This is a genomic window from Azospirillum sp. B21 (assembly GCF_008364825.1).
Lineage (GTDB): Bacteria > Pseudomonadota > Alphaproteobacteria > Azospirillales > Azospirillaceae > Azospirillum.
The window spans coordinates 304,882-317,485 of sequence record NZ_VTTO01000004.1 but is presented as its reverse complement, the minus strand read 5'-3'; the positions used below and the strand labels follow the sequence as shown (position 1 = coordinate 317,485).

General features: G+C 68.9%; 12 protein-coding genes. 7 read left to right on the top strand and 5 right to left on the bottom strand.

All coding sequences use genetic code 11. The annotated features are described in order from the left end of the window. The first annotated feature begins 14 nt into the window (after positions 1-14). Positions 15-575: a methyltransferase domain-containing protein gene (locus FZ983_RS12595; RefSeq protein ID WP_149223880.1), complete on the top strand. Its 561-nt coding sequence runs from the start codon at positions 15-17 to the stop codon at positions 573-575. An 8-nt stretch (positions 576-583) separates the two neighbouring features. Here FZ983_RS12595 and FZ983_RS12590 read toward each other — a convergent pair whose 3' ends face one another. Beyond that, on the bottom strand, positions 584-1,168 hold the full coding sequence (locus FZ983_RS12590) for an RNA methyltransferase (protein ID WP_149223879.1): 585 nt from the start codon (positions 1,166-1,168) through the stop codon (positions 584-586). Positions 1,169-1,246: 78 nt separating this feature from the next. Here FZ983_RS12590 and FZ983_RS12585 point away from each other — a divergent pair, with 78 nt between their 5' ends. Together FZ983_RS12585 and FZ983_RS12580 are read left to right on the top strand one after the other, a co-directional pair. Then, positions 1,247-2,365, top strand: a complete 1,119-nt coding sequence (locus FZ983_RS12585; RefSeq protein WP_149223878.1) for an asparaginase — start codon at positions 1,247-1,249, stop codon at positions 2,363-2,365. An 81-nt stretch (positions 2,366-2,446) separates the two neighbouring features. After that, complete coding sequence (locus FZ983_RS12580; protein ID WP_149223877.1) at positions 2,447-3,673, top strand: class I SAM-dependent methyltransferase; 1,227 nt, start codon at positions 2,447-2,449, stop codon at positions 3,671-3,673. Positions 3,674-3,703: 30 nt separating this feature from the next. Here FZ983_RS12580 and FZ983_RS12575 read toward each other — a convergent pair whose 3' ends face one another. Further along, on the bottom strand, positions 3,704-5,086 hold the full coding sequence (locus FZ983_RS12575; RefSeq protein ID WP_149223876.1) for an aspartate aminotransferase family protein: 1,383 nt from the start codon (positions 5,084-5,086) through the stop codon (positions 3,704-3,706). A gap of 224 nt (positions 5,087-5,310) precedes the next feature. On the opposite strand from FZ983_RS12575, the gene FZ983_RS12570 reads away from it, so the two are divergent. After that, entirely contained in the window at positions 5,311-5,946 is a 636-nt protein-coding gene (locus FZ983_RS12570; RefSeq protein ID WP_149223875.1) for a glutathione S-transferase N-terminal domain-containing protein, read from the top strand. Between the two features lie 157 nt (positions 5,947-6,103). Here FZ983_RS12570 and clpB read toward each other — a convergent pair whose 3' ends face one another. After that, the gene (clpB, locus tag FZ983_RS12565; RefSeq protein WP_149223874.1) at positions 6,104-8,707 is read right to left on the bottom strand and encodes an ATP-dependent chaperone ClpB; all 2,604 of its coding nucleotides are present in this window, start codon (positions 8,705-8,707) and stop codon (positions 6,104-6,106) included. 304 nt (positions 8,708-9,011) lie between these two features. Between clpB and FZ983_RS12560 the strand changes: the two genes are divergently transcribed. Beyond that, entirely contained in the window at positions 9,012-9,587 is a 576-nt protein-coding gene (locus FZ983_RS12560; protein WP_149223873.1) for an NUDIX domain-containing protein, read from the top strand. A 131-nt stretch (positions 9,588-9,718) separates the two neighbouring features. Next, positions 9,719-10,480, top strand: coding sequence for an MOSC domain-containing protein (locus FZ983_RS12555; protein ID WP_149223872.1), 762 nt, complete (start codon positions 9,719-9,721; stop codon positions 10,478-10,480). Positions 10,481-10,512: 32 nt separating this feature from the next. Here the strand turns inward: FZ983_RS12555 and FZ983_RS12550 are convergent, their stop codons facing one another. Together FZ983_RS12550 and prmC are read right to left on the bottom strand one after the other, a co-directional pair. Beyond that, positions 10,513-10,953 carry a DUF4167 domain-containing protein gene (locus tag FZ983_RS12550; RefSeq protein WP_149223871.1) on the bottom strand — a complete coding sequence of 147 codons (441 nt, stop codon included), beginning with the start codon at positions 10,951-10,953 and terminating at the stop codon, positions 10,513-10,515. 283 nt (positions 10,954-11,236) lie between these two features. Continuing rightward, entirely contained in the window at positions 11,237-12,085 is an 849-nt protein-coding gene (prmC, locus tag FZ983_RS12545; RefSeq protein WP_149223870.1) for a peptide chain release factor N(5)-glutamine methyltransferase, read from the bottom strand. Positions 12,086-12,183: 98 nt separating this feature from the next. Here prmC and FZ983_RS12540 point away from each other — a divergent pair, with 98 nt between their 5' ends. After that, positions 12,184-12,582: a DUF559 domain-containing protein gene (locus FZ983_RS12540; RefSeq protein WP_149223869.1), complete on the top strand. Its 399-nt coding sequence runs from the start codon at positions 12,184-12,186 to the stop codon at positions 12,580-12,582. Positions 12,583-12,604: the final 22 nt, after the last annotated feature.

The window sequence follows — 12,604 nt, the reverse complement described above, 5'->3', positions numbered from 1 at the left end:
AGGGAAATCCGACCATGCCCACGCCCCACCCGCTTTCGCCGCCCTCCCCCTGGGTGGAGCGCTTCGCCCCGCTGGTGCGGGCGGGCGGTCCGGTGCTCGACCTCGCCTGCGGCGGCGGACGGCATCTGCGGCTGTTCCACCGGCGCGGCCATCCGGTCGTCGGTCTGGACCGCGATCTCGGCGGCGTCGCCGACCTGGAAGGCAGCGCGGGCGTCGACCTGATCCAGGCCGATCTGGAAAGCGGCGACTCGGGCGCCGCTCCCGATTCCCTGCCGATCGACGGCCGCTTCGCCGGGATCGTCGTCACCAACTACCTGTACCGCCCGCTCTTCTCCGCCATCCTGACGGCGCTGGAACCCGGCGGCGTGCTGATCTACGAGACCTTCGCCGACGGCAACGCCCGCTTCGGCCGCCCGTCCTCCCCCGACTTCCTGCTGCGCCGGGGCGAGTTGCTGGAGGCGGTGCGCGGCACGCTTCAGGTGGTCGCCTTCGAACAGGGGGAGATATCGCTGCCCAAGCCCGCGGTGGTGCAGCGGATCTGCGCCGTCGCCGGAGACGATCCGCTGCCGCTCTGACCCTATGCTTACTCGTCGCTGTCGTCCGCGGCGGGCTTCTGCTCTCCGCGGATGCGGCGGCGGCGGTCGGCGTTGCGCATGATCTGTCGGCCATGGCGATGCTGGGCCGGCGCCTCCAGCGGGCCGCCGGGACGCACCGGGCGCTCGGCGAAGCGGCCGAGCGAGATCATCCGGTCATACATCACCAGCGCCCCGGCGACGCCGACATTGATGCAGAAGGACATCGGGATCTTGACCACATGGTCGCAGCGCGCCAGCAGGGCCGGTGACAGGCTGTCGCGCTCCGGCCCCAGCACATAGGCGGCGCGGGACGGGTGGCGGAAGCTGGGCAGTTCCACCGCGTCGTCGGTCAGTTCCACCCCGACCAGCATGCAGTCCCTGGGCAGGGTAAAGTCGGCGACCCGCTCGTGGATGTAGAGCGGCAGGTGCAGCGTGGCGCCCGAGGTGTCGACCAGCTTCGTCTCCCGCAGATCCGGTTCCGGATCGATGGCGAAGAAGAAGGAGGCGCCGAAGGCATGGGCGGTGCGCATCAGGTTGCCGACATTGCCCGGCTTGCTGATCCGCTCCACCCCGATTCCGAAATAACCACGCATGAAGAACCCACACATCGAAGCCAAAGATAACCGGGCGGGAGCTTGCCGCCACCGTCCGCCCGAGGCAAGCTTGCCGGCATGAGCCAAGACCATACCCACGACCATTCCTGCTGCGGTGGGGATCACCACCACGGCCATTCCCACCACCATGGCGAGAGCGCCGAGGGCCGCGCCGACCTGTCCGGTCCTGCGGAAAGCCCGATCACCGTCGAGGTGACGCGCGGCAGCCTGGTGGAATCGGTCCACCGCGCCCGCGCCTGCATCGTCGATGCCGGCGGCCATGTGCTGGCGCGCTGGGGCGACATCGACGCGCTGGTCTATCCGCGCTCCGCCATCAAGTCGCTGCAGGCGATCCCGCTGGTGGAAAGCGGCGCGCTCGACGCCTTCGGGCTGGGGGACGAGGAACTGGCGCTCGCCTGCTCCTCCCACAATGGCGAGCCGCGCCACACCGAACTGGTGCGATCCTGGGCGGAGCGGGTCGGGCTGACGCTCGACGACTACGAATGCGGCGCGCAGATCCCCTACGATCCCGCCACCGCCGAGGATCTGGTCCGCCGCGGCGAGGCGCCGACCGCCTTCCACAACAACTGCTCCGGCAAGCACAGCGGCTTCCTGACCACGGCGAAGCACAAGGGCGAGCGGCTGAAGGGCTATGTCCGCTACGAACACCCGGTGCAGCAGCGCATCCTGGGCGTGATGGAGCAGATGACCGGCCAGGATCTGTTCGGCGCACCCTGGGGTGTGGACGGCTGTTCCATCCCGACCGTCGGCATCCCGCTGGGCGCCATCGCCTATGCCATGGCCCGCATTGCCGACCCGGTCGACCTGCCCGACGCGCGGGCCGCGGCCGTCACCCGCATCGCTGCCGCTTGGGGCAAGCACCCCTTCCTGATCGGCGGCACCGGCACCTTCGACACCGCGCTGATGGAGGCGGCCGGCGGCGCCGTCCTGGTCAAGGGCGGGGCCGAGGGTGTCGGCTGCGCCGTGATCCCGGACCAGGGCATCGGCATCGCGCTGAAGATCGAGGATGGCGCCGCCCGCGCCCGCGAGGTGGCTCTGGCCGCGCTGATCCGCTCGACCAAGGCGCTGACCGATGCCCAATGGGCGCGCGTGCCGCAATTGCTGACTGCCCCGCTGCTGAACCGCGCCGGCACGCGGGTGGGCGAGGTACGTGCCGCGGCGGGCTGGCCGGGCTGAGAAAGGCCGTCATCAGGCGGATGCAGCGGGTGCGGCTGCGGTGCTATGGTCGCCGCGCCCGTCCCTTATGAGCAGCCCCCCATGAGCATCGACGACCTGCGCGCCCAGTACGAAGCCTATCCCTACCCGGCGCGCAACCCGGCCGACGAGTCCAAGCGCCTGATCACCGGCTCGCCCAGCCATCTGGACGAGCTGGTCCAGCATGTCTTCGGCGGCCGGATCGACCATTCCCGGCCGCTGCGCGTGCTGGTGGCCGGCGGCGGCACGGGGGACGGCACCATCATGCTGGCGCAGCAGATGGCCGATGCCGGCAATCCCGGCCGCATCACCTACATCGACCTGTCCGACGCCAGCCGCGCCGTCGCCGAGGCGCGGGCCAAGGCGCGCGGTCTGACCAACATCGACTTCCGCCGTGGATCACTGCTGGAACTCGATGGAATGGGGCCGTTCGACTACATCGACTGCTGCGGCGTGCTGCACCATCTGGACGATCCGGCGGCGGGCTTGCGCTCTCTGGCCGGCGCACTGGCGCCCGGCGGCGGCATTGGCATCATGGTCTACGCCCCCTATGGCCGCACCGGCGTCTACCCGATGCAGGAGGCGCTGCGCGGCATGACCGAGGGGCTGCCGGCGGCCGAGAAGGTGGCGCTGGCCCGCCGGCTGATCCAGGCGCTGCCGCCGACCAACTGGCTGCTGAACAACCCGCATATCAGCGACCACCGGCTGGCCGACGCCAACCTCTACGACCTGCTGCTGCACAGCTGCGACCGGCCCTACAGCGTGCCGCAGCTGGCGGAACTGGCGGACAGCGCCGGGCTCGCCATCGCGACGCTGATCGACCCGTTGCGCTACGAACCGTCGCTGTGGGTCAAGGACGCCCGCGTGCTGAAGCGGCTGGAGGCAATGGGCATGCTGGAACGCGCCGCCTGGACCGAGCGCATCACCGGCGCCTTCACCAAGCACATCGCCTATCTGCTGCGTCCCGCCGATCTGGAGGCCGCCCGCATCGCGCCGGACGGGCCGGACGTTATCCCGGTCCTGCGCGACATCGACGGCCCGATGGTGGCGAAGACCGTGCCGCCCGGTGGCAGCCTGGAATTCGACCTGATGGGCAGCATCGTGGCCCTGCCCCTGCCGCGGCTGGCCGGGCCGATCCTGTCTAGGGTCGACGGCAGGACCAGCCTGGGCGCCCTGCACGCCGCCATCGAGCCGACGACGAAGGCGACGTGGGAGCAGTTCCTCACCCAGTTCCGCCAGCTGTTCGACGCACTGGGCGGCCTGGGCAAGATGCATCTGCGGAGGGGATAGGGCGCGAAGCGCCCCACCCCCGGCCGAATCTCACCCGCGCAGAACCGGCACCGCGGCGTCCAGCGCCTTGGTCAGCCGGTCGAAGGTCTCGCGAATCTCCGCCTCGGAGATCACCAGCGGCGGGCACAGCGCGATGGAATCGCCCATGGCGCGGACGATCAGGCCGTTCTCCTGGGCAAGGCCGTTGACCAGTGCGCCGGCGCGGCCGGGCGGGTCGAAAGGCACCTTGGTCGCCTTGTCGGCCACCAGTTCCAGCGCGCCGATCAGGCCGATACCGCGGGCCTCGCCGACCAGCGGATGCTCCGCCAGCGCCTTCAGACGGTTCTGGAACGCCGGAGCGACCCCGCGGATATGGCCGACGATGTCGCGCTCCTCGTAGATCTTCAACGTTTCCAGCGCCACCGCCGCCGCCACCGGGTGGGCGGAGTAGGTGTAGCCATGGCCGAAGGTGCCGATCTTCCGGCTCTCGTCGACGCAGGCGCGATAGACCGCGTCCGACACCATGACGGCGGAGATCGGCAGATAGCCCGACGACAGCTGCTTGGCGCAGGTCAGGATGTCCGGCTGCATGCCCATGGTCTGGCTGCCCCAGAAATTGCCGGTGCGGCCGAAGCCGCAGATCACCTCGTCGGCGACCAGTAGGATGTCGTATTTCTTCAACACCGGCTGGATCTTGGCGAAGTAGGTCGCGGGCGGCACCACGACGCCGCCGGCACCCATGATCGGCTCGGCGAACATGGCGGCGATGGTGTCCGGCCCCTCGGCCAGGATCAGCGCCTCCAGCTGTTCGGCCAAGCGGGTGGCGAAGGCTTCCTCGCTCTCGCCCTCAAGGGCGTTGCGGTAGTGGTGCGGGCAATCGCCATGGATGATGCGGGCGATCGGCAGGTCGAAATCGCGGTGGTTGTTGGGCAGCCCGGTCAGGCTGGCGGTCGCCACCGTCACGCCGTGATAGGCACGCTGGCGCGAGAGGATCTTCTTCTTCTCCGGCCGGCCGAGCGCGTTGTTGTAGTACCAGATCAGTTTGATCGCGGTGTCGTTGGCTTCCGAACCCGAATTGGCGAAGAAGACCTTCGACATCGGCACCGGCGCCAGTCCGATCAGCTTTTCCGCCAGATCGATTCCCGGCTCATGCGACTTGTGGCCGAAGATGTGATAGCTGGACAGCTGCCGCATCTGCTTGGTCGCCGCCTGGACCAGCCGCTCCTCCCCCCAGCCGAGCGAGACGCACCACAGGCTGGCCATGCCCTCGATGTAATCCTTGCCGCCGTCGTCGAAGACGCGGATGCCCTCGCCGCGCTCGATGATCATCGGCCCCTGCGTCTCGTGGACGTCAAGGTTGGTGTAGGGATGGAGGATGAAGGCCTTGTCGCGGCTGGCGGCGGAGTTGCCGACGGTGCTGCCCGGAGCGGTCATGGAAAGGGTCTTCCTGTTCGGTCTTGTCGGGTTCGCTCCCCCCGCCGTCCGGTCGAGGTCCGCCGGGGGTGTTCGATTTGTTAAACAGTACCGCCGATCATACGCACAGTTCGGCCACTCCACAAACCTGCTTCCTGGTCATCCGTGCCATGCACGCAAGGCGCTGGCGGGAGGCCGGGCCCGATGGGACAGCTTGACCGGAACGACGAGAGGGAGAGACCGCCTTGCCCACGCTTTACGGCATGCCCAGCACCGCCGCGATGGCGCCGCACATCCTGCTGCGCGAGATCGGCCGGCCCTTCGATCTCGTGCTGCTCGACCGTGACAAGGGGGAGCACAAGAGCGCGGCCTATCTGGCGCTGAACCCGCACGGCCGGGTGCCGACGCTGGTGGACGGCGATCTGGTGCTGTACGAATCCGCCGCCATCTGCCTGCATCTGGCCGACAGCCATCCTGAGGCGAAGCTGGCCCCCGCGGTCGGCACGGCCGAGCGGGCGGAATTCTACAAGTGGCTGGTCTACCTGACCAACAGCGTCCAGGCCGAGATGCTGCTGTACTTCTACCCCGAACGCCATGTCGAGGGCGCGGAGGCGCAAGCCGCCTTCAAGGCGGCCACCGAAGCCCGGCTGAACGGCCATTTCGATGGGTTGGACCGGGCGCTGGCGGGGCGTACGTGGCTGCTGGGCGACACGTACAGCGCGGTCGACCCGTACCTGTTCATGCTGTGCCGCTGGACCCGCTTCATGGGACGGCCGGCACGTACGCTCACCAACCTGGGTCCGTACCTCGCCCGCGTGCTGGAGCGTCCGGCGGTGAAGGCAACGTTCGAGGCGGAAGGGTTGGGCGCGCCGTGTTATTGAGGTGACCTGCCGGAATACCCCCCTCTCCCCCCCGGGGAGAGGGTCGGGGTGAGGGGGATGCACATGGGTGGATTTTCGAGAATCCTCGCCTTGCGTCCCCCCCACCCTAACCCTCTCCCCAGGGGGGAGAGGGGACTTGAGGGAAGCGGTCTACCGGTCACCCCCGCCGAACCAGCCCGCTGACCGGCTGGCCGTCGATGGTCAGCGATCCGCCTTCGGCGCCAACCGCCACGGTCTGCCCGTCCTTGATCCGGCCTTCCAGGATCAGGGTCGCCAGCGGGTTCTGCAGTTCGCGCTGGATCACCCGCTTCAGCGGACGGGCGCCGTACACCGGATCGTAGCCGGCCTCGGCCAGCCATTCCGTCGCGGCCTCGTCCACCGTCAGCGTGATCTCGCGATCGGCGAGCATCTTCGTCAGGCGGCCGAGCTGGATCTTGACGATCCCGCCCATATGCCGGCGGTCGAGCCGGTGGAACAGCAGGATCTCGTCCAGGCGGTTCAGGAACTCTGGCCGGAAATGGGCGCGGACGGCCTCCATCACCTCCTCGCGCACGGCAGCGCTGTCCTCGCCCTCCGGCTGCTCGGCCAGCGCCTGCGAGCCGAGGTTGGAGGTCATGATGATGACGACGTTGCGGAAATCGACCGTGCGGCCCTGCCCGTCGGTCAGGCGGCCGTCGTCCAGCACCTGCAGCAGCACGTTGAAGACGTCGGGGTGGGCCTTCTCCACCTCGTCGAACAGCACGACCTGATAGGGCCGGCGGCGCACCGCCTCGGTCAGCGCCCCGCCCTCCTCATAGCCGACATAGCCCGGAGGCGCGCCGATCATGCGGGCGACGGAATGCTTTTCCATGTATTCCGACATGTCGAGCCGGACCATCGCCGTCTCGTCGTCGAACAGGAATTCGGCCAGCGCCTTGGTCAGCTCGGTCTTGCCGACGCCGGTCGGACCCAGGAACAGGAAGGAGCCGATGGGGCGGTTCGGGTCCTGCAGCCCGGCCCGCGCCCGGCGCACGGCGTTGGACACGGCGACGATCGCCTCGTCCTGGCCGATCACCCGGCCGCGCAGCTTGTCTTCCATCGCCAGCAGCTTCTCGCGCTCGCCGGCCAACATCTTGTCGACCGGCACGCCGGTCCAGCGGCTGACCACCGCGGCGATGTCGCCGTCGCGCACCTCCTCGTTCAGCATGCGGCTGCTGGCATGCTCCTCGGCCTCCTTCAGCGCCTTTTCCAGGCCGGGAATGACGCCGTAGGCCAGTTCGCCCGCGCGGCCCCAGTTGCCGTCGCGCTGCGCCGTCTCCAGTTCGGTGCGGGCCTTCTCCAGATCCTCCTTGATCTTCTGCGCGCCCTGCAGCTGGTCCTTCTCGGCCTGCCACTTGGCGGTCAGCTCGGCCGACTCCTGCTCCAGGTCGGACAGCTCGCGTTCCAGGTTGACCAGGCGGTCGCGCGACGCGGAGTCCTGCTCGCGCTTCAGCGCTTCACGCTCGATCTTCAACTGGATGATGCGGCGGTCCAGCTCGTCAATGGCTTCCGGCTTGCTGTCCACCGCCATGCGCAGGCGGCTCGCCGCCTCGTCGATCAGGTCGATGGCCTTGTCGGGCAGGAAGCGGTCGGTGATGTAGCGGTTGGACAGGGTCGCCGCCGATACGATGGCGCTGTCGGTGATGCGCACGCCATGGTGCACCTCATACCGCTCCTTCAGGCCGCGCAGGATGGAGATGGTGTCCTCCACCGTCGGCTCCGAGACGAAGACCGGCTGGAAGCGCCGGGCCAGCGCCGCGTCCTTCTCGATGTACTTGCGGAACTCGTCCAGCGTGGTGGCGCCGACGCAATGCAGTTCGCCGCGCGCCAGGGCCGGCTTCAGCATGTTGGAGGCGTCCATCGCGCCGTCCGACTTGCCGGCGCCGACCAGCGTGTGCAGCTCGTCGATGAAGACGACGATCTCGCCGGCCGCCGCCTGGATTTCCGACAGCACGGCCTTCAGCCGCTCCTCGAACTCGCCGCGATACTTGGCACCGGCCACCAGCGCGCCGAGGTCGAGCGACAGCAGTTGCTTGTTCTTCAAGCCTTCCGGCACGTCGCCCTTGACGATGCGCTGGGCCAGCCCCTCGACGATGGCGGTCTTGCCGACGCCGGGCTCGCCGATCAGGACGGGATTGTTCTTGGTGCGGCGGGCCAGCACCTGGATGGTGCGGCGGATTTCCTCATCGCGGCCGATCACGGGGTCGAGCTTGCCGTCGCGCGCCGCGGCGGTCAGGTCGCGCGCATACTTCTTCAGCGCGTCATAACCCTGCTCGGCACTGGCGCTGTCGGCGGTGCGGCCCTTACGGATGTCGTTGATGGCGGTGTTCAGCGCCTGCGGCGTCACGCCGGCGGACTTCAGCGCCTTAGCAGACGGGGTGCCGTCGGCCATGGCCAGCGCCAGCAGGATGCGTTCGGCGGTGACGAAGCTGTCGCCGGCCTTCTCGGCGACCTTCTCCGCCTGTTCGAAGACGCGGGAGAGTTCGGGCGTCAGGTAGAGCTGACCGGCGCCGCTGCCTTCCACCTTCGGCAGCTTGTCCAGTTCTGCATCGACCGCCGACAGGGCCGCCTTGGGGTCGCCGCCCGCTGCACGGATCAGGTTGGCGGCAAGGCCTTCCTTGTCGTCCAACAGGGTCTTCAACAGATGTTCCGGGGTCAGGCGCTGATGCCCGCGGCGCACGGCCAGGGTCTGCGCGGCCTGGATGAACCCGCGGCTACGCTCGGTGTACTGCTCGAAATCCATGATGCTCCCCTCATCTCCCGTCGACCGTCCGCGAGGCAGCCCGGTCAACTCGATCCACATGACAGTGCGATCCGCAAGGATGCTGCGAGAGATGTAGGCAGGGCCGGAGGTCATGCAAGACCATCGGCGTAGAAAGGTTATCGGGAGAGAAAAGCCGCCACACCCCCATCGTCCCGACCGCGTAGGACCGTAAGAAAGGGGTAGTGCGTGACCCGCCGATTGCCCCCCTACACGGCGCCTGCCCGCCCCGGCTAGACTGCCGCCAGCCTGCCTTCCGCCGGCCTCCCCGCCCCGGACTCCCATCATGACCGATCTGGCCAGTTCCGCCACCCGCCCCACCACGCGCACCGCCTCCGATGTGAAGCCCGCAGCAACGCCCGCGGGCCAAGCCATGCCGCGGACCATGACGGCGCGGCTGCTGCGCCTCGCCTGGAGCATGCGCGGAATCTGGCACCGGATCGCGCGCCCGCTGACCATGGGGGTGCGGGCAATCATCGTCGACGAGTCGGACCCGGCAGCCCCGCGCGTGCTGCTGATCCGCCACAGTTATGTCGGCGGCTGGCATCTGCCCGGCGGCGGCGTCGGGCGAGGGGAGACGTTGGTCGACGCCATGCGCCGCGAGGTGCGGGAGGAGGTCGGGCTGATCGCCGACCGGCCCGCTCAGCCTTTCGGGATCTATGCCCGCTTCCGCAACGGGGCGAGCGACCATGTGGCGGTCTTCGTGGTGCGCGGCTGGAGCGGCACGCCGAAGGCGGACGGAGTGGAGATCGTCGAGACCCGCTTCTTCCCGATCGACCGGCTTCCGGCGGATTTGTCACCGGCCACCGGGCGGCGGCTGGAGGAATTTCTCGGGAACCACCCCGTCGCCGAACGCTGGTAGCGGCACCAGATCATTGCGGTGGAGTTGGCGGTCCCGGGATACCCCCCACCGCCTTTCCCCCAGCCGTAGCGTGAGAAACAGGCACCGCATCGGTTGACAGGGACGCTCCGGCCCTTTCATTGTGCAGTGCAATGAACGCCACACTGACCGCCATCCGCCGCTATCCCGTCAAGGGCATGAGCGGCCAGGACCTGACCGCCATCGACCTGACCGCCGGACAGGCGATCCCGCTCGACCGCCATTACGGGCTGCTGCACGGCCCGGCCGCGCTGGACACCGAGACGGAGGGCTGGCGCCTGCCGTCCGATTTCTTCACGCTGGACCGCACGGAAAAGCTGGCGGCGCTGCAGACCGAGTTCGACGAGGAGACGCGCGCGCTGATCATCCGGCGCGGCGGCCGGCAGGTGTCGCGCGGCCGGCTGGACCAACCGATGGGCCGCACGCTGCTTGAACAGTTCTTCGCCGCCTATCTGGCCGGCATCGTCCCCGGCATGCCCCGCCTGATCGAGGCGCAGCACGGCGCCTTCGGCGACAGCGAAGAACCGTCGGTCACCCTGCTGAACCTCGCCAGCCTGCGCGATTTGGAGGAGCGGATCGCCAAGCAGCCGGTCGATCCCCGCCGCCTGCGCGCCAACCTGCTGCTGGACGACATCGATCCGTGGGCGGAACGCGGCTGGATCGGCCGGACCCTGACCATTGGCGGCGCAACGCTGGAGGTGGTGGAGGCGCTTGACTGCACGCCCGGCAACGATGTGAACCCGGACAGCGGCGTCGCCGACCTCAGCCTGCCGAACATCATGGAGCGGGGGTACGGCCACAGCCAGATCCTGCTGCGCGCCCGGGTGACCGGCGGCGGCCGGATCGCGGTGGGCGACCCGGTCACGCCGGACTGAACTTTCAGGTATCCAAGCTCAAACGCAGGGCGTCAGGCGTTGACGGCCGCCCGTTCCTCGCCGTCCGTCTCGTCCTCGCCCTGCTGGTCGTCATCGTCGCCGACCTGCGAGGAACCCTGCGACTGGTGACCGTGCCCGATGCTCGGCTGGCCGCCGCGCTGGCGGTTTTCCGATTCCTGGATCTGGTTGATGATGCGCAGGTAATGCTCCGCATGCTGCAGGTAGTTTTCCGCCTGCACGCGGTCACCGGACGACATCGCGTCGCGGGCCAGCGCCTGATACTTTTCCTGCACCTGCCACGCATTGCCGCGGATGCGGACATCCGGGCCGTTGCTGTCGAAGGTCTGGTGACGCAGCGGAACGTTCTGGCGCCGGCCGGCACCACCGCCGCCCCCGCCACCACCGCCGCCGCTGCCCCCGCCGCCGCTGTTGCCACGACCACGCGAACGCCTGGAGTTCGGTCCCTGTCTCATTCGGCTCTTAAGGCCCCATGCAAGAGAAGTGCAGTCCCCGGAACGCTCCGGCGGCCATCCGGCCTTGCGGCCCGGCCACCGAGCCCGCCATGGACGATTTCCATGGGTCGCTCACGGGGTTCAAACGACGCGTCCGCATCGCGTGCGGCGGGCCATGGCGGTCAGCGCTCGGCAGAAAACCATCCGAGATTCTTGCTCCGCAGGCCGTAGGTTCGCGGTCGTGTACCGCACACTACCCGGCAAAGGCCGGCGATCCAACCGTTTTTTTGGATAAGCGGCCGGTTCACAGCACCTTTCGTGCCCTGACGCAGCGCTTTACCCCACCGAGGTCACACAGGATCGCGGTCTCCCCCAATCCCTGCGCCTCGACCAGCGCCGCCACGTCCTCCGCCTGACCCTGCCCGACCTCGAAGGCGGCCAGACCGCCGGGAACCAGCAGGCGCGGCAGCTCGGCGGCGAGGATGCGGTAGGGCGCCAGCCCGTCCGGCCCGCCGTCCAGCGCACGGAGGGGGTCATGCTCCCGCACCTCCGGCTCTAGCGTGGCGATGTCGGCGCTGGGGATATAGGGCGGGTTGGACACCACGATGTCGAAACGTTCCTTGATCCCCTTGGCCCAATCCCCAGTCTGGAAGCGGGCGCGCCCCGCCAGCCCATTGCGCTCGGCGTTGCCGGCCGCCCCCTCCACCGCCAGCGGGCTGAGATCGACGCCGACACCGGTGGCGTTCGGCAGTTCCGACAGCAGCGCAAGCAGGATGCATCCCGTTCCGGTTCCGAAATCGATCAAGCGCAGCGGGGCCTTCCGGTCGGGAATGGCGGCCAGCACCGCCTCCACCACCGTCTCGGTGTCCGGCCGCGGCTCCAGCGTGTCGGGGTTGAGGGCGAGGTCGATGGTCCAGAACTCCCGGTGCCCCAGGATGCGCCCCACCGGCTCCCGCGCGGCGCGACGCTCGACCAGCGCCAGGGCACGGGCGGCATCGGCGGCGGGGATGACTTGTTCGGCTTTCGTAACGAAGTCGGTGCGGGTGAGCGTCAGCGCATGTTCGAGCAGGTAGCGGGCGTCGAGCTCCGGCGTATCGACACCGGCCTCGCGCAGCCGCGCCTCGGCCTGGGCGCGCAGGGTGCGGAGGTTCATGATTGTACTCCTCTCCTCCGCGACAACTCATCCCCTCCCCCGCCCAGCGGGGGAGGGTTAGGGTGGGGGCAAACTCCCCACACATCCGCACTCACCCCATGCGCGGCCCCGTCCTCAAGCACCGAGCCCGCGGCATGCGCACGCTGCCGACGGACGCCGAGCGGCGCCTGTGGCAGTACCTGCGCAACGGCCAGCTTGGTGGCTGGCGGTTCCGGCGTCAGCATCCGGTCCCTCCCTATATCCTTGATTTTGCCTGCCTGGAGGTCTGTCTCGCGGTCGAAGTCGATGGCGGGCAGCATGCCGACTCCGGCTATGACGAGGCGCGCACGAAGTTCCTGATGGAGCGCGGCTGGCGGGTACTCAGGTTCTGGAACAACGATGTTCTTCGCAATCCGGAGGGCGTGGCGGCGAGCGTGCTGGCGGCTTTGGGAGGAGTTCGACGTGCGGACACTTGCCCCCACCCTAACCCTCCCCCGCTGGGCGGGGGAGGGAATTAAGGCGCACGCCGCGTGAAGCCCC